This is a genomic window from Saccharopolyspora elongata, from assembly GCF_004348985.1.
In the GTDB taxonomy this organism is placed as follows: domain Bacteria; phylum Actinomycetota; class Actinomycetes; order Mycobacteriales; family Pseudonocardiaceae; genus Saccharopolyspora; species Saccharopolyspora elongata.
In genome coordinates this window covers 1-24272 of the sequence record NZ_SMKW01000109.1, presented here as the reverse complement: position 1 = coordinate 24272, position 24272 = coordinate 1, and the positions used below count along the sequence as shown (strand labels likewise).

Genomic DNA, 24272 nt, shown 5'->3' with positions numbered 1-24272 from the left:
GGACTGTGGGTGCCCCTCCTGATGTATGTCCAATACACGGCGGAGGGGCCGTCCTCGCCGGGGGAACCCCGGGAGGGGTGGGCACCGTGAACCCGCGGCAGTGCACGTGCCGTAGGTGGGCTATGCGCCTGCGGCGCATGCGACACCCCGTCGACGTGCAGTTTTGCGATCCGCGGCTGCGGGCCGACCAGGATGAAAAACGCTCATTGAAACTGTGCCCGAGCACGGGGAGACCGGACCACAGTTTCAATCGAAACTGTGGTCCGGTGTCCGGGACCGCTGGGAGGGACAGTTTCCATTGAAACTGCGGCGGGGGTCAGACGCCGTCGGGGCGTTGGGGCCAGGGCGGGATGAAGTCCGGGTAGTCCTGGCTGACCTTGAGCGGGAACTCGGCCGGGCGCTTGGCCAGGAACGACGCGACGCCCTCGGCCGCGTCGGCGGCCGCGCCGAGGTGGTTGATGCCCCTGGAATCCAGGCGGTGCGCCTCCCACGGCGAATCCGCGCTGAGCATGCCCCACAGCAGCTGGCGGGCCACCGCCACCGAAACACCCGAGGTGTTGTCGGCGATCTCGCGGGCGATCGCCCGGGCCGTCGGGAGCAGCTCGTCGTCGGGGACCACGCGGGAGACCAGGCGACCCGCCAGCGCCTCCTCGGCGCCGAAGACCCGGCCGGTGGCCACCCACTCCATCGCCTGCGAGATGCCGACGACGCGCGGCAGGAACCACGTGGAGGCCGCCTCCGGCAGGATGCCGCGGCGGGCGAAGACCAGGCCGAACTTCGCCGACTCGGCGGCCAGCCGGATGTCCATCGGCAGCGTCATGGTCACGCCCACCCCGACCGCCGGGCCGTTGAAAGCCGCGATCACCGGCTTGCGCGACGCCGCGATGCGCAGCGCCACCGTGCCGCCGCCGTCGCGCGGCACGCCGCCGATCTCCCCGGCAGCCCACCGGTCCTTCGCGCGTTCGGCGTCGGCATCGGCGTTGAAGGTGTCCGAGCCGGAGCTGAGGTCCGCACCGGCGCAGAAGCCGCGGCCCGCGCCCGTGACGATCACCGCGCGCACCGAGTCGTCGGCGTCGGTGGTGTCGAAGGCGTCGATCAGCTCGGCGCGCATGACGTGCGTGAAGGCGTTGAGCTTGTCCGGCCGGTTCAGCGTGATGGTCGCGATGCCGTCGGCGGCCTCGTAGGCGATCTGCTGGTAGCTCATCGCACCATCCACTCGCCGGTGAACACCGCTTCCACCTTGTTCACGAACGCCTCCCGCGCGGCCGGGCCGTCCGCGGTGGCGAAGTTGACGACCTGGGCGCGGGCCTCGTTCTCCAGCGCCTCCCGGAAGCTCTGGTGCGCGCCGGCGTGCAGCATGTCCTTGCTCTGCGCCATCGCGATCGGCGGGCCCTGCGCCAGCCGCCCGGCGACGTCGGCGACGAACTCGTCGAGCTCGTGGTCCTCCTTGATCCAGGTGACCAGCCCGAGTTCCAGGGCCTCCTTCGCGCCGATGATCTCGCCGAGCAGCGCGAGCCGCTTCGCCTGCTGCATCCCGACGATCCGCGGCAGCAGCCAGGAGCCGCCGAAGTCCAGCGACAGGCCGCGCTTGGAGAAGATCTGCGAGAACCGCGCATCCGGCGTGGAGACCACCAGGTCGCAGCCCAGCGCCAGGTTCCAGCCCGCGCCGACGGCGACGCCGCGCACCTTCGCCACCACCGGCTTGGGCAGTTCGTACAGCGCCAGCGCGACATCGTTGATGCCGTGCATCCGGTGCAGCGGGTGCTGCGAGCCGCGGTCGGTGCTGAGGTCCGCGCCGGCGCAGAAATCACCGCCCTCGCCGGTGAGCACCACGGCTCGCACGCTGTCTTCGGTCGCCGCGTGTTCGAGCGCCTTCTGCAACGCCAGCCAGGTCTGCCCGTCGATGGCGTTCTTCCGGCGCGGCCGGTTGATCGTCACCGTCAGCACCGGGCCGTCCTGGGCCAGCAGAACCGTGTCACCGTCCATTGTGCTCACACGTTCCCATCGTTTCGCGTGCGGCGGCGCGACCCGCCAGCCGTGTATCGTTCGTTAAGTTAGCATCCGGTGGCATCACCTCCCAAGCATCGATCGGCGCTTGAAAACCACGCGGCGCAATGGAAAAGTCGAGGCTCGGGCGCCTCGGCGCGCCGAAATCCGACCCCGGCGGGGAAGGGGAACGATGGCCATCAACGACGATGACGACTTCCTGCGCGCGGCGATAGGCGAGGCCGAGATCCCGGCGCTGCTGCCCGCGCTGGCCCAGCTGACCGGAGACCTGTCGCTGCTGCGCGACGACCTGCGCCCCGACCCGACCGACCGGTTCAGCCCGCAGGGCGCGCTCGGCGACGAGCAGCTGGCCGCCGCCCGGGAACTCGCGCTGCGCGCGCTGGCCGACTGGCGCGACCGGGGCTGCCCGGCGGCTCCGGAACTCGCCGACGACCAGGTCCGCCGGCTCATCGATTTCTCCACCAGCGGCGCGTTGGACGGCTATCTGCCGCTGCTGGTGGAGGAACTGGCCCACGACGGCGACCCGGGTCGGCCCGACTGGACGAAGGCCGAGCTCGCCGCCGACGCGCCGCTGCACGTGGTGATCATCGGCGCCGGGATGTCCGGGCTGGCCGCCGCGCACCGGCTGCAGCAGGCCGGGGTTCCGTTCGAGATCCTCGAGAAGAACTCCGACGTCGGCGGCACCTGGCTGGAGAACACCTACCCGGGTTGCCGGGTCGACGTCACCAACCACCTCTACAGCTTCTCCTTCACCGACAACCACGACTGGCCGGGGCACTTCTCCACCCAGCGGGCGCTGCTGGACTACTTCCGGGACTTCGCCGACGAGCAGGACCTCAAGCGGCACATCCGGTTCGGCACCGAGGTCGTGGCGGCGGAGTACGTCGAGGCCGAGCACCGCTGGGAGCTGGAAGTCCGCGACGCCGCGGGCTCGCGGCGGCTGCGGGCGCAGGCGGTGATCAGCGCCGTCGGCCAGCTCAACCGGCCCAGCTACCCCAAGATCAGCGGCCTGGCCGACTTCGCCGGGCCCAGCTTCCACTCCGCCCGCTGGGACCACGACGTCGACCTGACCGGCAAGCGCGTCGCGGTGATCGGCACCGGCGCCAGCGCCGTGCAGTTCGTGCCGATCATCGCCGAGCAGGCCGCCGAGGTGCACCTCTTCCAGCGCACCCCGCCGTGGCTGGTGCCCACCCCGGACTACCACGACCCGGTGCAGCCGGGCCTGCGATGGCTGCTGCGCAACGTGCCGCACTACGCCCGGTGGTACCGGTTCTGGCTGTTCTGCCGCTCGGCGGAGGGCGTCCTCCCGGCCGTCGCGGTCGATCCGGACTGGACCGGCGATCCGCGCTCGGTGTCCGCGCGCAACGAGGAACTCCGGCAGCTCCTGGTCGCCTACCTCGAGATGAGCCTGCCCGACGACCCCGAACTGGTCCGCAAGGTCACCCCGCAGTACCCGCCGGCGGCGAAGCGGATGCTGCGCGACAACGGCACCTGGCCGGCGACGCTGCAGCGGGAGGACGTGCACCTGGTGACCGAGCCGATCCAGGATGTGACCGCGACGGGCGTGCGCACCGCCGACGGGCGGCAGCACGACGCCGACGTGCTGATCCTGGCCACCGGATTCCAGGCGTCGAACTTCCTGACGCCGATGCGGGTCACCGGCCGCGACGGCGTCAACCTGCACCGACGGTGGGGCGGCGACGCCCGCGCCTACCTGGGGATCACGGTGCCGGAGTTCCCGAACTTCTTCATGATCTACGGGCCGAACACCAACATCGTGGTCAACGGCAGCATCATCTTCTTCTCCGAGTGCGCGGTGAACTACATCGTCGGCTGCCTGCGCCTGCTGCTGGAGCGCGGCTCGGCGGCGCTCGAATGCCGCGCGGAGGTGCACGACGGGTTCAACGCCGACGTCGACCGCGCGAACCTGCTGATGAGCTGGGGCAAGTCCACAGTGCACAGCTGGTACAAGAACGAGCACGGCCGGGTGGCGCAGAACTGGCCGTTCTCCCTGATGGAGTACTGGAAGCGCACGAAGCGGCCCGACCCGGCCGACTTCCTGCTGCGCGGCGGAGAAAGCGAGTGAGCATGTCCGAAGTGGAGTACCGGCAGGCGCGGTTCTCGGCACCGGCCGGATCCACCGATGTCCTGCTGATCCGGCACGGCGAATCCGAGCCGGCGCGACCGGGCCGGTCGTTCCCGCTGGTCGACGGCCAGGGCGACCCGGAGCTGGCACCGGCGGGCCGGGAGCACGCCGAGCGGGTCGCGCGGCGCCTGGCCGGCGAGGACCTCGACGCGATCTACGTGACCACGCTGCGGCGAACGGCCCAGACGGCGGCGCCGCTGGCCGCCCGCCTCGGCCTGACGCCGCGGGTCGAGCCCGGCCTGCGCGAAGTGCACCTGGGCGACTGGGAAGGCGGGCTGTTCCGGCAGAAGGTCGCGCAGAACGACCCGGTGATCCAGAAGATGCACGCCGAACAGCGCTGGGACGTCATCCCGGGCGCGGAATCCACCGAGGACCTGACCACCCGGGTGAGCGAGGCGATCGAACGCCTCACCGCCGCGCACCCGGACCAGCGCATCGCGGTGTTCACCCACGGCGGCGTCATCGGCCAGGTGATAGCCATGGCGGCGGGCTCCCGCCCGATGGCGTTCCTGGGCGCGAACAACGGCTCGATCTCGCAGATCGTGGTGACCGAAGACCGCTGGATCATCCGCCGCTTCAACGACTCGGCCCACCTCGACGAAGGCCTGACCCGCTCCGCCTCCGCCCTGAGCTGACCACGCGGCACCGGTTGCCGGAGTTGCGCCTCCCCGCGCGCGTGAGCGGGCAGAACGGGCCATCTCGGGTTACAACGGGAGTGCAGTGGGCCAGGACCACGACCGTGCCCCGTTGTGGGCCGGTCCCGGTATGGGGCGGAAGTGCTTGCTCGGGTGACTGTGTACTCGTTCAGGTTGTACGTGGCGGGGCAGACGGAGCGCTCCCAGGCCGCGCTGGCGAACCTGCGCACGCTGTGCGACTCCATGGTCCCCGGGCGCTACGAACTCGAAGTCATCGACGCCGCCGAACACCCCGATGCGGCATCTGAAGAACGAATCCTGGCCACGCCCACGGTGGTCAGGCTCGCCCCGCTGCCGCAACGGCGGGTCATCGGGGACCTGTCCGACCACGGCCGCACCGCCGCGGCCCTCGGCCTCCCGGTCCCGGGCACGTCGCCTTCGGAGAGGCGGTGAGACCATGCCCGGTCGCAACGAGATCGAGCGGATCCCCACCGGTATCAGCGGCTTCGACCAGGTCGCGCTGGGCGGGCTGCCCGCTGGGCGGTCCACTCTCGTGACCGGCACGACCGGCAGCGGGAAGACGCTGTTCGCCGTCGAGTTCCTCGCCCGCGGCATCCGCGGTTTCGGCGAGGCCGGGGTGTTCGTCACCTTCGAGGAGACACCGACCGACATCCGCCGCAACGCCGCTTCGCTGGGGTTTCCCGTCCAGCAGTGGGAGGCCGACGGGAAGTGGGCCTTCGTCGACGCGTCGGCCGATGCCGGCGAAACCTCGACCATCGGGAACTACGACTTCAGCGCGCTGGTGGCCCGCATCGAGCACGTGGTCCGCCGGATCGGCGCCAGGCGCGTCTCGCTCGACTCCCTCGGCGCGATCTTCAACCGCTTCAACGACATCGGCAAGGTGCGCAGCGAGCTGTTCCGGATCGCATCCTCCCTCGAAGCCCTCGGAGTCACGTCGGTGCTCACCGCGGAGCGGAGCGCCGAACACGACGGCGTGTCCTGGTACGGCATCGAGGAATTCGTGCTCAACAACGTGATCATCCTGCGCAACGTCCTCCAGCAGGAGAGGCGACGCCGCACCATCGAGATCGTCAAGTTCCGAGGTGCCTCGCACCGCACCGGGGAATGGCTGTTCGCCATCGACCCGCAGGAGGGGATCGTCGTCATGCCCCTCGCCTTCCTCGCGTCGCGCGAGCGCGCGTCGCAGGACCGCGTCTCCACCGGCATCGCCGAGCTGGACGAGATGTGCGGCGGTGGTCTCTACCGGGACGCGATCGCCCTGCTCAGCGGTTCTATCGGCGCGGGCAAGACGTTGACCGGCCTCAGCTTCGCCGCCGCCGCGCTCACCGCGGGAGAGCGCTGCCTGTTCTACACCTTCGACGAGACCCGCGAGCAACTCGGCCGCAACGCCGCAGGCTGGGGGCTCGATCTCGACGCCATGGAAGCGACCGGGAGGCTCCGGATCGTGGCGGAGTACCCGGAGGTGGCTTCGTTGGAAGACCACTTCATCCGGCTCAGGCGCAACGTGGTGGAATTCGCCCCGAACCGGATGGTCATCGACACGCTGTCCGCGCTGGAACGCGTGGCCACACCACGAGCGCTGCTGGACTTCCTCATCGCGCTGGGTGCGGTGCTGCGGCCCCGCGAAGTCACCACGCTGCTCACCTCGGCGACCGGCGCCCACCTCGCGTCGTCGCTCGCCCCCGCCACTGCGGTGGAGATCACCAGTCTCGCCGATGTCACGATCCTGCTCCACGACTTCGAACACGCCGGCGAGATCCAGCGGGCCATCGCCGTCGTGCAGGCCCGGGGAACCGCGCACGACACCAGCATCCGCCAGGTCACGATCGACGGGACCGGCATGCACATCGGCGAACGCCTGCGCGGTTTCTCCCGCATCCTCGCCGCGAATCCCCTCGTCGAAGATCCTCGGTGGACGACCGCGCCCGAACGATCGCAGGGGCCGAGGACCGATGGGTGACCCTCGCTCCGACGAGAGTCCGGTGGCGGGCACCGAGTCCGGGCGGGCCACTGGCTCCAGGTTCCGCGACGGCGCGAACCAGGCCATGGTGGAGGCGTCGGCGGACGGGATCGTCGCCGTCGACGAACGGGGGATCATCCGCCTCGCCAATCCGGCTGCCGAGGCGCTCTTCTCCCGACCCACCGGTGATCTCGTGGGAAGCGCGTTCGGCGCCCCGACAGTGATCCACCAAACCAGCGAGATCGACCTCATCCGGCCCGACGGTTCCGCCCGCGTGGTCGAGATGCGGGTCACCGGCACGACCCTGCAGGGCGAGTACATCTACGTCGCCGCGCTCCGCGACGTCACCCGGCGAAAACAAGCCGAACAGGATCTGGAAGTCGCTCTGGAACACCAGACCACCGTGGTCGCCGTGGCCGCCCACGAGCTCCGCACGCCCGTCGCCGCCATCAAGCTGCTCGTGCATCAACTGCGCGACCGGCGCGCCGCGCTCAGCGAGGAGCAGGCCACCGAGATCATCGACCAGATCGCCGCTCGCGTGGACCTCCTCCAGGCCCTCATGCAAAAGCTCCTCGCCGCCTCCAGGATCGACGCCGAGGACACCCGGGTCCCCTCGGAACCCGTGCGCGTGCTCGAAGCGCTGCTGGAACAGCTGGCCGAGTTCGACGAGAAAGCCCAGGAGGTGAGCCTGTCGTGCGCCCCCGAACTGGTGGTCGTCGTCGACCGCCAGGATCTTTCCGAAATGCTCACCAACTACCTGGAGAACGCCTTCACCCACGGACGCCCACCGGTCGAGGTGCGGGTCACCGAGCGGGCCGGGTGGGTCGAGGTTCGGGTCTGCGACCGCGGGCCGGGTGTTCCGAGCACCTTCGTCCCCCGCTTGTTCGAACGCTTCAGCCGCGAGGCACGGGCCCGGCGGGAGGTCGAAGGCACCGGACTCGGCCTGTGGATCGTCCGCGAGCTCACCAGGGCGATCGGCGGTGACGCCTGGTACGAGCCCAACGACGCCGGAGGCGCCTGCTTCTGCCTGCGCCTGCCAGGAGGAACGCGGGCGAGCGCCACGTGACGCCCCCGCACAGATTGAGGGCCCCCGCACCTGCGGAGACCCTCAACGAAACGCTGCTCGAGTCAAACGAGCGTCTTTCGCACTTCTGAACTCCACTGATCCCCTCACCATGGGGCTCAGGACTACGAACGTCCTTGCCGTTGGACCATGCGTTCCTCTCGGGGCTGTCGTGACGTCGCCCCTACGGTTTCCTGATCCTTCCAATCGCTCAACCGCACCTTCAGTACACACCTGAACAGGGCAAACGTCAATGTTCGCGCCTCGATGGTCTTGGCGAACTCCGCAGAAAACCCGCTCCCGGCACGCCGGGAACGGGTTTTTCCGATTTCGCTTGGAATCGCGACTACTTCAGGCCGAGAGCCCGGATCGCCGCGGCGGGATCTCCTTGCGTCATCAGGGCGATCGCCGGGGTCGTGACTCCGTTGGCCATGTACTGCTGGATCCGCTCCCGGCAGTGCGCCGCCGGGCCGTGGACCACCAGGTCGTCGACCACGCTGTCCGGGATCGCCGCCAGCGCCGCCTTCCGGTCTCCCGACTCCCACGCCTGCCACATCGGCTTGAGCTCCTCACGCCCCAGCCACTCGTGGAAAGCCCGGTACACCGGCACGTTCATGTACGCCGCAATCTGCCGCCGGGCCACGCCGCGCGCCGTGTCCGCATCGGTGTCGGGCATCACGAAGATCCGCGCCACGATCTCCTTGTCCGGCCCGCCCTCGTGCACGTGCGGGACCACGGTGCGCACATCGTCGGCGGACAACCAGTTGATGATCGCCCCGTCGGCCTCCCGGCCCGCCAGCCGCAGCATGCCCGGCCGCAGCGCGGCGACCAGCAGCGGCGGTGGCGGATCGGCGACGACGCCCGCGGTGAAGCCCTGCACCTGGAACGTGGCGTAGTTCTCGGTGACCTTCTCGCCGCGCAGCGCCTTGCGCAGGAACCGCAGCGTGTCGCGCACCCGCTTGTAGGGCTCCTCGAACGGAATCCCGTTCCAGCGCTGCACGATCACGTTCGACGACGTGCCGATGCCCAGGGCGAACCGGCCCGGCGCGGCCGCCGCCAGCGTCGCCGCGCTCATCGCCAGCGTCGCCGGGCCGCGGGTGTAGACCGGGACGATCGCGGTGCCCAGTCGCAGCTTCGGCGCCCACGCGCTGGCCAGCGCCAGCGGGGTGAACGCGTCGGTGCCGTTCGCTTCCGCCGACCACACGTCGGTGTAGCCCAGGTCCGGGAGTTCGGTGATCAGCTCCCGCTGGTCGGCCAGCGGCAGCCCCTGGAACGGGACCGTGATGCCCCAACGTCGTTCCACGACAATCCCTTTCGTCGTTGCGTCACGGACGCGCGTAGCGCGCCTTGAGCTTTCCCTTGACCAGCTTCCCCGTCGGTGTTCGCGGGAGTTCGTCGAGGAAGTCCACGCTGCGCGGCGCCTTGTAGTGCGCCACCCGCTCCCGGGCGTAGGCGAGGATCTCCCGCTCCAGCTCCGGCCCGGGCTCGGCGCCCGGAGCCGGTTGCACCACCGCCTTGACCGACTCGCCCATCTCGTCGTCGGGCACCCCGAACACCGCGACGTCGAGGATGGCCGGGTGCAGCGCCAGCACGTTCTCCACCTCCTGCGGGTAGATGTTCACCCCGCCGGAGATGATCATGAACGCCTTGCGGTCGGTGAGGAACAGGAAGCCGTCCTCGTCGAGGTAGCCGAGATCGCCCATGGTGGCCCAGTTCTCGTGCTCGGCGTGCTTCACCGACCGGGTCTTCTCCCGGTCTCCCAGGTATTCGAAGGTGATCTCGTCCCGCTGGAAGTAGATGCCGCCGACCTCGCCGGGCGGCAGCAGCCGGCCGTCGTCGTCGCAGATCCGGACCTCGCCGAGCACCGCGACGCCCACCGAGCCGGGCTTCTCCAGCCATCGCGCGGAATCGATCATCGTCATGCCGATGCCCTCGGTGGAGGCGTAGTACTCGATCAGGACCGGGCCCCACCAGTCGATCATCTGCCGCTTGACGTCGACCGGGCACGGCGCGGCGGCGTGCACCGCGACCCGGTGGGTGGAGAGGTCGTAGCGGCGCCGGACCTCCGGATCGAGCTTGAGCATCCGGACGAACATGGTCGGCACCCACTGGCTGTGCGTGATCCCGTAGCGCTCGATGGCCCGCAGAGCGCCTTCGGCGTCGAAGCGCTCCATCATCACCACCGTTCCGCCGAGCGCGTGCACCGAAGCGCAGTACCGCAGCGGCGCCGCGTGGTACACAGGCGCGGGCGAGAGGTAGACGGAGTTCTCGTCGAATCCGTAGACGCCGCGCAGGAGTTCGACGAGCGTGTCGCCGGGCTCGTCCACCTGCCGGTCCGGCAGGTTCGGCTTGATCCCCTTGGGGCGCCCGGTGGTTCCGGAGGAGTACAGCAGGTCCGCGCCGCGCGGCTGCACCGCGGGCACCTCGTCGGACGCGGCGGCCAAGGCCTTCTCGTAGTCCTCGTAGCCCGGCACCGAACCGCCGTAGGCCATCCGCACGCGCACCTCGGGAACCAGGCCCGCGACGTTCTCCGCGAGCTCGCCCAACGCGGCCGAGACCACCAGCGCGCTGGCGCCGGAATCGTTGACTATGTATGCGATCTCGTCGGCTTGCAGGTGGTTGTTGACCGCGCACACGTACATCCCGGAACGCACCGCCGCCCAGTAGACCTCGTAGGCGTGGACCGAGTTGTCGGTGAGCAGCGCGACCACGTCGCCCTTGGCCAGCCCGGCGGCGCGCAGCAGGTTCGCCAGCCGCAGGGATCGGTCGTCGAGCTCGCGATAGGTCAACCGCTCCCCCGAGCCGGCCATGATCAGGGCCGGCTTGCCGGGGTTGGCGGCGGCATGCATTCCTGGGTACATGCGGCTGCTTCCTACTCGTTTCATACTTGTTCGAGTAGGACACTTCGCTCTCCGCCGCACCACCAGTGCACGGCTGGAGTCCAGGCTGGGCAGTCTCAGCCGATCGGCCATCGTTCCGCAACCTGCGGCGATGACTACGTTCCATTCCCTTCCCAGAGAACCCCGCACGAACGGTGACGCACCAGCACAAGCCGATACGTGTGATCCCTGGGTCCTGAACGGCCGTTACCGGGAACATCCCGACCCTGGCAGCCTACTCGATCTCTCCAGTTTTGATCGAACCGGGCAAGAAAACCGACTTCTCCTTGAATCCAACCAATCCGCGACGGTCACACGATGCGCTCCAGCTCTCCGAACAGCCGTTTGTTCTGCTCGGCGTTGGGCACCACGAAGGTGCCTTCGGCTTCCACCAGCACGGTGTCGGGATCTTCGGCGGTGCTGATCGTGGCGACCGAGTTCGTCCACCGCCCGTCGAGCTGGAGCACGCGGCCGACGATGCGCAGCGGTGCCTTCAGCGGCACCGGCCGCCGGTAGCGGAGCGCCAGCTTCACGGTCATGCCGGGCTTGCCGTTCGCGGCGTGCGCGTGCCCGAGGATCTGGTCGAGCAGCATCGCGCTGATGCCGCCGTGCACGTAGCTGGGCGGCCCCTCGTAAGCCAGGCCGAGTTCGCAGGTGCCGATCGCGACGCCGTCGACGATCTCCACCCGCATCGGCGGCGCGATCGGATTGCCCGGCCCGGCGGCCGGGCTGTACATCCGCCGGGGCCGCCGCCCGTCGTCCACAGTGGCCAGTTGGCCGCGTTCACGGCGCGCGGCGGCCAGCGCCGGCGCCAGGGCGCGGACCTGTTCCGCGGTCTCGACCAGCGTCTCGGTGTCGACCTCCGTGGAAACCGCGACGTCGATCAGCTCGCGCACCGCGGCGCCGAGCTCACGAACCGCTTGCCGGCGCTCCCGCAGGTCGGTTTCGGCGTCGTGCGACAAGGCGCTCACTCACCTCGCCAAACCGGCGCGCGCTTCTCGGCGAACGCCAGCGCGCCTTCCTGGGCGTCCGCGGACTTGAACACCGGCGCGCTGATCTCGGCCTGGTTCGCGAAGGCCTCCGCGTCGGTCCAGCGGACCGCCCCGGCCACGATCTGCTTGGTCGCGCGGACGGCCAGCGGGCCGTTGACGGCCACCCGGGCGGCCAGCGCCTTCGCCCCGGCCAGCGCGCCGCCGGGCTCGGTGAGCTCGTTGACCAGGCCGTGCGCGTGGGCGACCTCGGCGGTCAGCGGGTCGCCGGTCAGCGCGACCTGCATGGCCAGCTGGTACGGCAGCGTCTTCGGCAGCCGCAGGAGGCCGCCCGCGGCCGCGACCAGTCCGCGCTTGACCTCGGGCAGGCCGAACTTCGCCTCGCGGGAGGCGACGATCAGGTCGCAGGCCAGCGCCAGCTCGCAGCCGCCGGCCAGGGCCCAGCCCTCGACGGCGGCGATCAGCGGCTTCGACGGCGGGCGTTCGGTGACCCCGCCGAAGCCGCGGCCGGGGATCGACGGCCGCTCCCCGCGGGTGAACGCCTTGAGGTCCATGCCCGCGCAGAAGGTGCCGCCCGCGCCGGTGAGGATGCCGATCACCGCGTCCGACCGCTCCTCGAGCTCGTCGATCGCGGCGGCCAGCCCCTCGGCCACGGTGCGGTTCACCGCGTTGCGGGCTTCGGGTCGGTTGATCGTGATCACGGCGACGCCATCGGCGATCTCGGTCAGGACGCTGTCACCCACGCTGTCTGCTTCCTACTCGTTGTTCATAGCTGTTCGAGTAGGACACTTCGCTCTCCGCCGCCAATTGCGCGCGGCTGGAGTCCAGGCTGGGCAGTCTCAGCCGATCGGCCATCATTTCGCAAGCTGCGACGATGACTACGTCTCGTTCTTTTCCCAGAGAACCCCGCACGAACGGTGACGCACCAGCCTACGCCGATGCGTGTGATCCCTGGGTCCTGAACGAGCCGTTATCGGGAACATCCCGACGCCTGCACCCTACTCGATCTCTCCAGTTTTGATCAAATCTGCCCGGCAAAGCCGCTACTCGTCGACTCCTCCGGGCGAAGAACGGCCTCCAGTCTTATCCGACGGTCACCATCAGTCCAGACCGACCGTCCGGTCTGACACAGATCGAGCGCCGCACAGACCCATAGCCACGACCAATAGCACCCGCTTATCCTGCGGTGATGGATCTGCGGTTGGTCGAGTACTTCGTGGCGGTCATCGACCACGGCAGCGTCACCAAGGCCGCGCAGGCCCTCTACATCGCGCAGCCATCGTTGTCGCAGGCGATCCGGAGCCTGGAGCGGCAGCTCGGGGTGCAGCTGTTCCACCGCACCGGCCGCCAGCTGGTGCTCAGCCCCGACGGCGAGGCGTTCGTCGAACCGGCCCGCCGCATCCTCCGGGACGTCGACCGGGCGCGCAGCGCGGTGCACGACGTGCGCGCGATGGGCAGCGGGCAGCTGGACATCGCGGCCCTGGCGACGTTGGCGGCGCACCCGCTGCCGGAGCTGGCCGGCGAGTTCCAGCGGCGCTATCCCGGGGTGCTGCTCAACGTCATCGACCCCGGAGGATCGGCCCGCGTCGTGGACGAGGTGCGACGCGGCAACGCCGAGCTCGGCCTCACCAAGCTGCCGCCGCAGAACTCCTCGCTGCGGTCCCGCGAGCTGTGCACGCAGGAGATCGTGCTGGTGCTGCCGCCCGAGCTGGCCGACCGGCTGCCCGACCCGGTGCCGCTGGAGGCGGTCGCCGGGATCCCGCTGGTCCTGGAGTTCACCGACAGCACCACCCGCACCATCGTCGACGACGTCCTGGATCCGGCGGTGCAGACGGTCGCGGTGGAATGCGCGAACCGGCAAGCGGTCTGGGACCTGGTGTCGCACGGCGCCGGCGCCACGTTCCTCCCCCGCCACCTCGCCGAAACGGAGCTCGAAGGCGTGGTGCTGCGCTCCACCGCGCCGGAGACCTGGCGCAGCGTCGGATTCGTGCACCGCCCGGGGCCGCTGTCCCCGGCGGCCGAAGCGTTCCTGGAAATCGCCGGGATCGACGTTTCCGCTGGTCAGTGACCGTGCGTGTTTTGTGTCGCCATAGCAGCACAAAGTGCGCACGGGCCCGGGCCTGCGGAAACGCCCGGGCCGTGCGATCAGCGCGGGGTGCGGGCCATTCGGAGGAACGCCCGCCCGGCCGGCGACAGCACCGCCGGGTCGTAGAGCACGCCGTACGGGAGGCTGATCGGCGGGTCGATCGCGCGCACCAGCGCGCCGCGCGCTGCGGCCTGCTCCGCCATCGGCCGCGCCAGGATCGTGCCGCCAACGCCTGCCAGCACGAACGGCAGCATGGACTCGCGGTGCTGCACGATCGCCGAGGGCCGGGTGCGCTTCCGGGCCGCGCTGAGGGCCTTCTCGATGGCGGTCCGGCCGGTGCTCTTGGGCACGATCACCAGCGGCAGGTCCGGCAGTTCGGTCAGCGGCAGCGGATCGCGCTCGGGCACCGCGGTACCCGGCGGGAACACCAGCCAGTACTCGTGGCCGCCGAGCTCCTCCACCTGCAGGTCCGAGGAGGAGACCGGGAGGTTGGTGAACACGATCTCGCAGTGGCCTTCGCGGATCAGCGCCACGGCGCCTTCCTCGTCGCGGAGGTCGGCCAACCGCAGCGAGACGTTCGGATAGCGCTTCCGGAACCGGCCGACCAGCTGCGCGACCGGGTGCACGGCCAGCGGAGCGGCCACGTGGATGTCGAGCCGGCCGCGCGGCAACCCCGCGGCGTCGACCATGGTCGCCTCGGCGGCGACGACATCGCGGAGGATCTGCCGCGCCGGCCCGACGAACGCCTGCCCGGCCGAGGTCAGCACCATGCCTCGGCCGATGCGGTGGAACAGGTCGACCCCGAGTTCCCGCTCCAGCCCGCGGATCGCCTGCGAGACGGTGGGTTGCGCCAGTTGCAGGGCGCTCGCCGCGGCATTGATGCCCTTGTGATCGACGACCGCCAGGAAGTACTCCACCTGGTGCAGTTCCACCCGCGCAGCTTAAGGGAAGATTTCAGATAGTTTGCGTAGCGGTGCCGGTAGCGGAACCTCACACGCCGCCTGGACTCCGGGATCCCCGACTTGTGTATGTCCAATACACGGCTTCGGGGCTGTCCTCGCCAGACGACGTCTGAGAACCCGCGGCGGTGCGAGCTGAGTCCCACACCGCATGCGGCTGACGCCGCATTCCGAAACGACCCCCAAGTTTTAATGCGACGTGAACGCCGGGGTGTGTTCCGCGCCACTGCTGCTCGACGCGCGGCTGTTCAGTCGGCTGCGAATGCGCTCGGGTCGGCGGGGACCTCGAAGATGATCTCCAGGCCGTCCTCGTCGTCCCACTGCTCGCCGACCTCGGCGAAGCCGAATCCGGCGATCGTGGCCAGCGAAGCCGCGTTGTCCGGGGCAATCGTCGCCCGCACCGTCTCGACCTCCGGTTCGGCCGCCGCCCGGCGCAGCAGCTCGACCAGCATGGCCCGCGCGTATCCGCGGCGCCGGAACTCCGGCGCGACGGAATACCCGATCTCCACCATGCCCGCCGCACCCGGCGGCCCGTGGAACCCGCAGTGCCCGACGACCGAGCCGTCCGCCCCGACCACCGCGAAGCGCACCATCCAGCGCGCCCCGGCCGGATCCGCCGCCATCTGGTCTAGCCGCATCCGCCAGAGCCACTTCGCCCGGTCCGTCACGAAGTACTCGGACAGCGCGACACCGGCCGCGACGCCGGCGGCGGGCAGGTCTCCGGCCAGCAACGCCGACATCGACCTGTCCGCCAGCTCGACGAAGCGCACGCGCTGCTGCGCGGCGGGAAGCGGCTCGCGCCGGTCGGTTCGCTCGGTCACCGCCCGATGATCCCGGGGCGAGCCGCCCGGCGTCCAACGAATTGATCCGCGCCCGGCCTCACAGCCCCAGCGACTTGGCGATGATCGTCTTCATCACCTCGGTGGTGCCGCCGAAGATGCGCGTCACCCGGGCATCGGCGTACATGCGGGCGATCGGGTACTCCAGCATGTAGCCGTAGCCGCCGTGCAGCTGGAGGCAGCGGTCGATCACTCTCGACTGCAGTTCCGTGCAGTACACCTTGACCTTCGCCGCGTCCGCCGCACTGAGCTCGCCGGCGTCGTGCTCGTCCAGCGCGCGCTCCAGCATCGCCCGCCCGGCCTCGATCTCCACCTCGCACCCGGCGAGCTCGAACTTGCTGTTCTGGAAGCTGGCCACCGGCTTGCCGAAGACCTTGCGCTCCTTCACGTACGCCACGGTGGTCCGCAGCGCCGCCTCCGCCGCGGCCTGCCCGGCGACCGCGATGCCCAGCCGCTCCTGCGGCAGGTTCGCGCTCAGGTACTCGAAGGCCCTGCCTTCCTCGCCGAGCAGGTTCGCCGCGGGCACCCGCACGTCGTCGAAGAACAGCTCCGCGGTGTCCTGCGCCTTCAGCCCGAGCTTGTCGAGGTTGCGGCCGCGGCTGAACCCGGCCATGTCCCGCTCGACGACCAGCAGCGACAGGCCGTCCCGGCGGTTCTCCCCGTGTGCGGTGCGGGCCACCACGATCACCAGGTCGGCGTTGTGGCCGCCGGTGATGAACGTCTTGGCCCCGTTGAGCATGTAGTACTCGCCCTCGCGGGTGGCGGTGGTCGCCATGCCCGCCAGGTCCGACCCGGTGCCCGGCTCGGTCATGGCGATGGCGCTCATCAGCTCGCCGCTGGCCAGCCCGGGCAGCCAGCGCTTCCGCTGCTCCTCGTTGCAGATGTCGATGAAGTACGGCACGACCACGTTGGCGTGCACCGAGAAACCGCCCAGCGAAACCCCGGCGCGGGCGGTCTCCTCGGTGATGACCGCGTTGAACTTGAAGCTGTTCGTGCCCCCGCCGCCGTACTCCTCCGGCACCTGCAGGCCGAGCATGCCGATCTCGCCGGCCTTGTTGAACAGGTCCCGGGGCACCAGCCCGGTCTTCTCCCAGTCGGCGAAGTGGGGCACGACCTCCTTGGCCAGGAATTCCCGGACGACCTCGCGGAACGCCTCGTGTTCCGCGTCGTAAGCGGTGCTGCGCATCCGCCCTCCTCCAGAATCTTCTTGTGCCCGAAGGGAATCTGGGCACGGCTCGTGTTTGGGTCGTGAGTGGCGGTTCCGGTTCTTACCGGAGCCACCGCTCACGAGCGGCAGCCGAACCTCGTGAGTGAAGATTCCGGTTCTTACCGGCATGAGCACTCACGAGCGGCAGCCTCGTCGAATCAGAGCAGTTCGAGGATCGTGGCGTTGGCCATGCCGCCGCCTTCGCACATCGTCTGCAGGCCGTAGCGGATTCCGTTGTCGCGCATGTGGTGGACCAGGCGGGTCATCAGGACCGCGCCCGAGCCGCCCAGCGGGTGGCCGACGGCGATCGCGCCGCCCAGCGGGTTGAGGCGGGCCGGGTCCGCGCCGGTCTCCGCGAGCCACGCCAGCGGCACGGGGGCGAACGCCTCGTTGACCTCGAAGGCGCCGATGTCGTCGATGCCCAGCCCGGCCTTGCGCAGCGCCTTGAGGGTCGCCGGCCACGGGGCGGACAGCATCATCACCGGGTCGTCGCCGGCCAGCACCGCGGTGTGCACCCGCGCGATCGGCTTCAGCCCGCGCTCCTTGGCGATCTCGCTGGTGGTGATCAGCAGGGCGCCGGTGCCGTCGGAGATCTGCGAGGAGTTCCCGGCGTGGATGACGCCGTCCTCGCGGAACACGGTCTTCAGCTTGCCCAGCGTCTCCAGGGTTCCGCCGCGGCGGATGCCCTCGTCGGACTCCAGCACGCCCGGCAGCTTCGCCAGCTGGGCGTCCAGCGCGCCGGCGTCGACCGCCGCGGCCGCCTTGGCGTGCGAGGACAGCGAGTACTCGTCGAGCTGCTGGCGGGAGAAGCCCCACTTCTCGGCCACCATCTCGGCGCCGATGCCCTGGTTGAAGCCCTTGACGCCGTAGCGGTCGAGCACCGACTGCGCCATCGGCTTCTCCACGCCCTGCCGCGCGAAGCCCATCGGCACCCGGCTCATCGACTCCACGCCGCCGGCGACGGCGATGTCGTAGTACCCGGCGATGACGCCCGCGGCCGCGGCGTGCACCGCCTGCTGGCTCGATCCGCACTGCCGGTCCACCGAGGTCGCAGGCACCGACTCGGGCCATCCCGCGGCCAGCACCGCGGTGCGCGCGATGTTGCCGGCCTGCTCGCCGGCCTGGCTGACGCAGCCCCACACCACGTCGTCCACGTCGCCCGGGTCGACCCCGGCGCGCTCGACCAGCGCGGACAGCGCGTGCGCGGACAGGTCGGCCGGGTGGATCCCGGCGAGCGCGCCGTTGCGCTTGCCCACCGGCGTGCGAACGGCCTCGACGATGACAGCGTCCCTCATGCGATTCTCCTGTCTGGCAAGCGGTTGCACACGGTCGGTTCCTTCGTTCCGAATGAACCACCGCGCGTGGGGCGGGCGCAAAGATCGGGCGTGGAACGTTCGGATAGGCCGCGCCTATGCACCCCAGTAGGAGGCGCGGAGCTCGCGGCGCAGCAGCTTGCCGGTGTCGGTGCGGGGCAGCTGCGGGCTGAGTTCGATGCGGCGAGGCACCTTGAACCCGGCCAGCCGCTCGCGGCAGTGCGCGGTCAGCCGCTCGGCCAGGCCGTCGGCCGCCTCCGGCGCCGGCTGCACGATCGCCAGCACCGACTGGCCCCACTCCTCGTCGGGGATCCCGATCACGGCCACGTCGGCCACCTCGGGGTGCGCGAGCAGCGCCGCCTCGACCTCGGCCGGGTAGATGTTGACGCCGCCGGAGAGGATCAGGTCGGTGCGCCGGTCGCAGAGGAACAGCCAGCCGTCGGCGTCGAGGTAGCCGACGTCGCCGACGGTGATGAGGTCGCCGTGCCGGGCGGTGGCGGTCTTCTCCGGGTCCTTGAAGTACTCGATGCCGGAGATGCCGCTGCGGAAGTACACGGTGCCGGTCTCCCCGGCGGGCAGCGGCTCGCCCTGCTCGTCCAGGACGTGGATCTCGGCTCCGGGCAAGGGGAAACCGACGGTGCCCGGCTTGGTCAGCCACTCGGCGGACCGCACCGCCGTGGCGGATCCCTCGGTGGCACCGTAGAACTCGGTCAGCACCGGGCCGAGCCATTCGATGCAGCGGATCTTGACGTCGACCGGGCACGGCGCGCCGGCGTGCACGACGCTGCGCAGGCTCGACGTGTCGTAGCGGTCGCGCACCTCCGCGGGCAGCCGCAGCAGGCGGTGCAGCACCGTCGGCACCGTGAACGTCGCGGTCACCCGGTGCTCGTCGATGAGCCGCAGGACCTCTTCGGGTTTCGCCCGTTCGCTGAGCACCACGGTGTGCCCGAAGTTCAGCCCGGTGAACGCGAAGGTGCCGGGCGCGGCGTGGTACAGCGGCGAGAGCACGAGGTGCACGCCCGCGCCGGGCTCGATGTCGAGCCGTCCCATGAAGTCGAGGTGGTACTGCGACACGGTGGGCGGACGGCCGGTCAGCGGGCGCCGCACGCCCTTCGGGCGCCCGGTGGTGCCGGAGGTGTAGAGCATGACCTCGCCGCCGGTTCGCTCGTCGGGGGCGGTCCGCGGCTTGCCTTCGAACAGCTCCTCGTAGTCCCGCCAGCCCGGCGAACCGCCGACGGCGAACCGCAACTCCGCGGCCACCCCGGCGGCGTCCAGCGCCGGGCCGCACAGCTCGGTCAGCGAGGCGTCCACCACGACCAGCTTGGCCTCGCTGTTCTCCGCGATGTAGCCGATCTCCGCCGCCGCCAGGTGGTTGTTGATCGGCGTGAAGTACAGCCCGGACTGCCAGGTCGCCAGCCGCAGCTCGAAGTACGGCAGTCCATTGTGGATGACCGCGCCGACGCTGTCGCCGGGGCGCAGCCCCATCGCGCGCAGTGCGTGCGAGAGCTGGTTCGCCCGCTCGGCGAGCTCCGCGAAGCTCACGGCCCGCCCGGTCACGTCGATCACGGCGGGACGGCCCGGATCGGCCTGCGCGATGTTGAACACTCCCAGCTCGCCGACCGCGAGGGACATGCCTACCTCCTCGTATCTCTTCCATCGACCTCGATCGGGTCACCGACCCGGGTTTGCCGCAATTTCAACGGAAATCGAAGGTCTGATTTCCATTGAGCCTTTTTCATCCTGGTCGGCCCGCAGCCGCGGATCGCAAAACTGCACGTCGACGGCATGTCGCATGCGCCGCAGGCGCATAACCCACCTACGACACCTGCACCGCCGCGGGTTCACGGTGCCCACCCCTCCCGGGGTTCCCCCGGCGAGGACGGCCCCTCCGCCGTGTATTGGACATACATCAGGAGGGGCACCCACAGACCAGGGAGCCTCTGAGGTTCCGCCACCCGCACCGCCACGCAGAACGAGGTTGGAAAAACCTCATTGAGCGGCGTGGAGCGCTCAGCCGAGGATGCGGCGGGCGTCGCGCTCCGGGTCGACCAGCAGTGCCATCACGATCCCGCCGACGACCACGGCCAGCCCGAAGATCTGGAACGCCTGGGCGTATCCGGCTCCCGGCGTCGGCGCGGCGTCGACGAGGGCGCCGGTCAGCGCGGGCGCGAACAGTCCGGAAAGCGTCTGCAGCGCGAGGAAGAAACCCAGCGCGCCGGGCTGCTGCCGGGTCGGGCTGATCTGCGACACGACCGCGTTCATCACCGGTAGCGAGACGACCATGAACCCGTAGGCCACCACGACCACGGCCACCGCGGCCCACGCGCCGCCGACGTAGGGCAGCAGCGCCAGCAGCCCGCCGCCGATCAGCAGCGACACGGCCGGGATCAGGCCCCGCTGCACGCGGGAGCTCGCGCCCCGCGAGATCATCCGGTCGGTGAGCCAGCCGGCCCCGATCATGCCGATCATGCCCGTGATGCTGGGCAGGCCGAACATGCTGCCCGCCTCGACCCGGCTGAACCCGAGCCCGGTCTCGAAGTACGACGGCAGCCAGGTGAGGATCACCGACACCATCCCGTAGACGGTAAAGGTGCCGATCACGCCACCGATGAAGCTGCGGCTGAGCGCGATGTGCCGGAACGGCACGCGGAGACCGGTGTCGTCGCGCTGGGCGGCGGCCTTGCCGCGCGGCGTCGCGTACGGGCCCTCGCGGCCGATCAGCAGCCAGGCGACGCACCAGACCACGCCGATCAGCGCCAGCGCCAGGAAGGCCGCGCGCCAGCCCCAGGCGACCACGATCAGCGTGAGCAGCGGGGCGACCGCGATCTTGGCGATGGAGGCGCCGGAGTTCAGCCACGCGGCCGGCAGGCTGCGCTTCTCCTTCGGGAACCACTCGAACGCCCCGGCGCTGGCCATCGCGGTGGCCGGGCCTTCGGCGGCGCCGAGCGCGATGCGGCTGATCAGCAGCGCCGCGCCGGTCGCCGACAGCAGCACCGGCACCTGGGTCACCGACCACAGCACGGCCAGCCCGAGCAGCACCCACTTGGTCTTGACCTTGTTGGCCAGGAAGCCGACCGCGACGCCGCTGATGCTGTAGAGGAAGAAGAAGGCGCTGCCGATGAAGCCGATCTCGGCGCTGGTGAGGCCGAGCTCCGTCTTCAGGGGCTGGGCCACGATGCCCAGCACCGCCTTGTCCGCCCAGTTCACGATCATGAACAGGACGAGCATCGCGGTGATGGTCCAGGCCATTGCCGGCCGGAAGGCCGGGGCGGCGGCGGGTGCGGCAGTCCTGCCGTCGGCGGGGCTGCGCTGCAGGTTGCCAGCGGTCATGCGGGACCGTCCCTTCGTTGGAATGCCCGGTTCGGCGCGTTGAGCCCGCCGGCACGGCCATTCAACGAGAGCCCCATCACACGGTCAAAGACGCTTGCCTGAACGCATCGATAGGCCAGCGCTATCGGTCGTGAGCGTTTTGGATCGCCATGGCGATCCAAAACGCTCACGACGGTGGTTCAGCCGAGGATGCGCGCGGCGTCCCGGTCCGGGTTGACCAGCAGCATCGTCGCGATGCCGCCCACCATCACGGCGAAGCCGAAGACCTGGAACGCCAGCGCGAATCCCTCGCCGGGGCTGGCGGCCATGTCCACCAGCACACCGGTCAGCGCCGGGGCGATGAGCCCGGACGACGTCTGCAGGGCCAGGAACACGCCCAGCGCACCGGCCTGCTGGCGAGGCGGGCAGATCTGCGACAACGCCGCGTTCGCCAGCGGCAGCGACACGGCGCCGATGCCGTAGCCGAGCACGACCGCCGAGATGGCCAGCACCGGCGAGCCGAGGTACGGCAGCAGTGCCAGCAACCCGCCGCCGATCAGCAGCGACACCGCGGGCACGATGCCTCGCTGCACGCGCGAGCTGGAGCCCGCCGACACGCGGCGGTCGCTGATCCACGACACGCCCAGCATCGCGATCATGCCCGAGATGCTGGGCAGGCCGAACATGGCGCCGGCCTGCAGCCGGTCGATGCCCAGGCCCACCTCGAAGTACGACGGCAGCCAGGTGAGGATCACCGACACCATCCCGTACATGGTGAAGGTGCCGATGACGCCGCCGACGAAGGTGCCGGAGAGCGCGATCTTGCGGAACGGGACCCGCTGCTGCATCGCGGGGTCCTCGGCCACGGCGGCCTGGCTCCGGTGCGGCGAGAACGGGCCCTCGCGGCCGATCAGCGCCCAGGCCGCGCACCACACCACGCCGATCAGCGCGAGCGACAGGAAGGCCGCGCGCCAGCCCCACACCGCGACGATCAGCGCCAGCACCGGGGCGATCGCGATCTTGGCGATGGAAGCGCCGGAGGACAGCCATGCCGACGGGAAGCTGCGCTTCTCCTTCGGGAACCACTCGAACGCCCCGGCGTTGGCCATCGCGCCGGCCGGGCCTTCCGCCGCGCCGAGCCCGATGCGGCTGATCAGCAGCGTCACCGCGCTGGCCGACACCAGCACCGGCACCATCGTCAGCGACCACAGCGCGGCCAGCGCCAGCAGCACCCACTTGGTCCGCACCCGGTTGCCGATGAACCCGACGAGGAGCCCGGTGATGCTGAACAGGAAGAAGAAGGCACTGCCGATGAAGCCGATCTGCGACGAGGTCAGGCCCAGCTCTTCCTTCAGCGGCTGCGCGGCGATGCCGAACACCGTCTTGTCGGCCCAGTTGACCACGATGAACAGCACCAGCATGCCGGTGATGGCCCAGGCCATCACCGGCCGGTACTCCGGCGGGGCGGCGGTACCGGGGGTTGCTTCATGCACTCTGTTTGCGGACATGCGCACGTGGTCCCTTCGGCGGAAGCGGATTGCGGTGCGGAATGCCGGGCGATGGGCGCGCGGCGGCACCGGAGGCTCACTACCGCCGATTGAACGAGACGCACGTCACATGGTCAAAGAGCGGGGCGCTAACGCACCGATAGGCAGCCACTATGGACAGTGGTGCCACCAATTCGGCGAGAAACCCGTTACCGGCCAACTTATTTCGCGGAACGAATCAGTTCAAGAGTCCCGATGGAGCCGGTCGCGACACTGGCCCCGTTCGTCTACATAGGACAATTTGTCGGGTCGCGACGCCCGATCGGACGCCGCATCGCTGAGCCGTTCGCCGCAACCTGCTGGTCGCCTGGAATTCGTGGTCCGGACCTCTTCTGGTGGTTCACAAGGTCGTCACCTTCCGGAAAGGTCGGGGCCCAGCATGGCCAGACCGGCATGGAGGTGACGGAAGTTGGGCCCGGACGCCCAGAGTCGCGGCGAGCGCTTCACGGCGGTGACGACCGGTGTGCTGGTCGCGCTGCTGCCGCTGCTGGCGATCAGCGGCGACGCCCTGATCGACCCGGCAACCGGTCCCGCGCGGGCCGCACCGGAACTCCCGCCGGACGTGGGGACCAACGGCCGGCTGCCCGTCGACGACCGGCTCAGCCCGAAGTTCCTGGACGAGGTGCGCACCGAGCAGGACCTGGCCGCGCACGCCGAACCGGCCGACCGGGTGCCGGCCGGCCCGCTGGGCATCCCCGCACCGGTGCTGGCCGCCTACCAGCGCGCCGAGCGGACGCTGGCGCGCACCGATCCGGGCTGCGGACTGCACTGGTCGGTGCTCGCCGGGATCGGGCGCATCGAGTCGAACCACGCCCGGTCCGGCCGGTTGGACGTCAACGGCCGGACGCTGTCGCCGATCCTGGGCCCGCAGCTGGCCGGCGGGCCGGGAGTGGCCGCCATCCGCGACACCGACGGCGGCCGGCTGGACGGCGACCGCGCGTGGGACCGCGCGGTCGGCCCGATGCAGTTCATCCCGTCCACGTGGCGCAGCCACGCCGCCGACGGCAATGGCGACGGAACCCGCGATCCGCACAACGTCTTCGACGCGTCGCTCGCATCGGGCCAATACCTGTGCAGCGGCGGCGGAAATCTGCGCGACCGAACGCAGCTGGCCGCCGCCGTCTTCCGCTACAACCACTCCGAGTCGTACGTCCGCTCGGTGCTCAGCTGGGCCGACGCCTACGCCCGCGGCGCAGCCGCAGGCCCAGCGTCCGGGCGGTTCCAGGCAGCCAGCGGCGTTCCGGGGCTCCGGCGGTGATTACCACGTCGAGGCTGCGCCCGTCCCACACCAGGTCGGCGCAGCCGTCCGGGA

20 protein-coding genes are annotated in these 24272 nt (G+C 70.3%); 7 read left to right on the top strand and 13 right to left on the bottom strand.

The genetic code is table 11. The annotated features are described in order from the left end of the window. Nucleotides 1–316: 316 nt before the first annotated feature. The gene (locus E1288_RS42035) at nucleotides 317–1204 is read right to left on the bottom strand and encodes a crotonase/enoyl-CoA hydratase family protein (protein ID WP_132494292.1); all 888 of its coding nucleotides are present in this window, start codon (nucleotides 1202–1204) and stop codon (nucleotides 317–319) included. Continuing rightward, a complete protein-coding gene (locus tag E1288_RS42030) occupies nucleotides 1201–1986 on the bottom strand; it encodes an enoyl-CoA hydratase/isomerase family protein (RefSeq protein WP_132494302.1) in 786 nt (261 codons plus the stop codon). The genes E1288_RS42035 and E1288_RS42030 overlap by 4 nt, the downstream gene beginning before the upstream one ends. A gap of 193 nt (nucleotides 1987–2179) precedes the next feature. Here E1288_RS42030 and E1288_RS42025 point away from each other — a divergent pair, with 193 nt between their 5' ends. The 5 genes from E1288_RS42025 (at nucleotide 2180) to E1288_RS42005 (ending at nucleotide 7835) form a co-directional block, all read left to right on the top strand. Further along, on the top strand, nucleotides 2180–4093 hold the full coding sequence (locus tag E1288_RS42025; RefSeq protein WP_132494290.1) for a flavin-containing monooxygenase: 1914 nt from the start codon (nucleotides 2180–2182) through the stop codon (nucleotides 4091–4093). Between the two features lie 2 nt (nucleotides 4094–4095). Further along, nucleotides 4096–4788, top strand: coding sequence for a histidine phosphatase family protein (locus E1288_RS42020; protein ID WP_132494288.1), 693 nt, complete (start codon nucleotides 4096–4098; stop codon nucleotides 4786–4788). A 180-nt stretch (nucleotides 4789–4968) separates the two neighbouring features. Then, a complete protein-coding gene (locus E1288_RS42015) occupies nucleotides 4969–5241 on the top strand; it encodes a circadian clock KaiB family protein (protein ID WP_207954862.1) in 273 nt (90 codons plus the stop codon). 4 nt (nucleotides 5242–5245) lie between these two features. Then, nucleotides 5246–6769 (top strand): circadian clock protein KaiC, encoded by a 1524-nt coding sequence (kaiC, locus tag E1288_RS42010; protein WP_132494285.1) that lies wholly within the window; start codon nucleotides 5246–5248, stop codon nucleotides 6767–6769. Continuing rightward, on the top strand, nucleotides 6762–7835 hold the full coding sequence (locus tag E1288_RS42005) for a PAS domain-containing sensor histidine kinase (RefSeq protein WP_132494283.1): 1074 nt from the start codon (nucleotides 6762–6764) through the stop codon (nucleotides 7833–7835). The genes kaiC and E1288_RS42005 overlap by 8 nt, the downstream gene beginning before the upstream one ends. 343 nt (nucleotides 7836–8178) lie before the next feature. On the opposite strand, the gene E1288_RS42000 is transcribed toward E1288_RS42005, so the two are convergent. From E1288_RS42000 to E1288_RS41985, 4 genes are all read right to left on the bottom strand, one after another. Continuing rightward, nucleotides 8179–9135, bottom strand: a complete 957-nt coding sequence (locus E1288_RS42000; RefSeq protein ID WP_132494281.1) for an LLM class F420-dependent oxidoreductase — start codon at nucleotides 9133–9135, stop codon at nucleotides 8179–8181. A 22-nt stretch (nucleotides 9136–9157) separates the two neighbouring features. Beyond that, nucleotides 9158–10693, bottom strand: a complete 1536-nt coding sequence (locus E1288_RS41995; protein WP_132494280.1) for an acyl-CoA synthetase — start codon at nucleotides 10691–10693, stop codon at nucleotides 9158–9160. A gap of 329 nt (nucleotides 10694–11022) precedes the next feature. After that, nucleotides 11023–11682: a PaaI family thioesterase gene (locus tag E1288_RS41990; RefSeq protein ID WP_207954861.1), complete on the bottom strand. Its 660-nt coding sequence runs from the start codon at nucleotides 11680–11682 to the stop codon at nucleotides 11023–11025. Next, complete coding sequence (locus E1288_RS41985) at nucleotides 11679–12443, bottom strand: crotonase/enoyl-CoA hydratase family protein (RefSeq protein ID WP_132494278.1); 765 nt, start codon at nucleotides 12441–12443, stop codon at nucleotides 11679–11681. Before E1288_RS41985 ends, E1288_RS41990 begins: the two co-directional genes overlap by 4 nt. Before the next feature lie 446 nt (nucleotides 12444–12889). Between E1288_RS41985 and E1288_RS41980 the strand changes: the two genes are divergently transcribed. Further along, nucleotides 12890–13768: a LysR family transcriptional regulator gene (locus E1288_RS41980; protein WP_132494276.1), complete on the top strand. Its 879-nt coding sequence runs from the start codon at nucleotides 12890–12892 to the stop codon at nucleotides 13766–13768. 77 nt (nucleotides 13769–13845) lie between these two features. Here E1288_RS41980 and E1288_RS41975 read toward each other — a convergent pair whose 3' ends face one another. The 7 genes from E1288_RS41975 to E1288_RS41945 form a co-directional block, all read right to left on the bottom strand. Then, complete coding sequence (locus E1288_RS41975) at nucleotides 13846–14718, bottom strand: LysR family transcriptional regulator (RefSeq protein ID WP_132494275.1); 873 nt, start codon at nucleotides 14716–14718, stop codon at nucleotides 13846–13848. 275 nt (nucleotides 14719–14993) lie between these two features. Beyond that, the gene (locus tag E1288_RS41970) at nucleotides 14994–15566 is read right to left on the bottom strand and encodes a GNAT family N-acetyltransferase (protein ID WP_235884189.1); all 573 of its coding nucleotides are present in this window, start codon (nucleotides 15564–15566) and stop codon (nucleotides 14994–14996) included. A gap of 58 nt (nucleotides 15567–15624) precedes the next feature. Beyond that, the gene (locus E1288_RS41965; RefSeq protein WP_132494273.1) at nucleotides 15625–16770 is read right to left on the bottom strand and encodes an acyl-CoA dehydrogenase family protein; all 1146 of its coding nucleotides are present in this window, start codon (nucleotides 16768–16770) and stop codon (nucleotides 15625–15627) included. A 179-nt stretch (nucleotides 16771–16949) separates the two neighbouring features. Next, on the bottom strand, nucleotides 16950–18086 hold the full coding sequence (locus tag E1288_RS41960; RefSeq protein WP_132494271.1) for a thiolase family protein: 1137 nt from the start codon (nucleotides 18084–18086) through the stop codon (nucleotides 16950–16952). A gap of 114 nt (nucleotides 18087–18200) precedes the next feature. Beyond that, on the bottom strand, nucleotides 18201–19736 hold the full coding sequence (locus tag E1288_RS41955; RefSeq protein ID WP_132494269.1) for an AMP-binding protein: 1536 nt from the start codon (nucleotides 19734–19736) through the stop codon (nucleotides 18201–18203). A gap of 378 nt (nucleotides 19737–20114) precedes the next feature. Continuing rightward, nucleotides 20115–21434 carry an MFS transporter gene (locus tag E1288_RS41950; protein ID WP_207954860.1) on the bottom strand — a complete coding sequence of 440 codons (1320 nt, stop codon included), beginning with the start codon at nucleotides 21432–21434 and terminating at the stop codon, nucleotides 20115–20117. Between the two features lie 179 nt (nucleotides 21435–21613). Continuing rightward, a complete protein-coding gene (locus E1288_RS41945; protein WP_235884188.1) occupies nucleotides 21614–22921 on the bottom strand; it encodes an MFS transporter in 1308 nt (435 codons plus the stop codon). Nucleotides 22922–23369: 448 nt separating this feature from the next. On the opposite strand from E1288_RS41945, the gene E1288_RS41940 reads away from it, so the two are divergent. Beyond that, on the top strand, nucleotides 23370–24218 hold the full coding sequence (locus E1288_RS41940; protein WP_328592552.1) for a lytic transglycosylase domain-containing protein: 849 nt from the start codon (nucleotides 23370–23372) through the stop codon (nucleotides 24216–24218). Nucleotides 24219–24272: the final 54 nt, after the last annotated feature.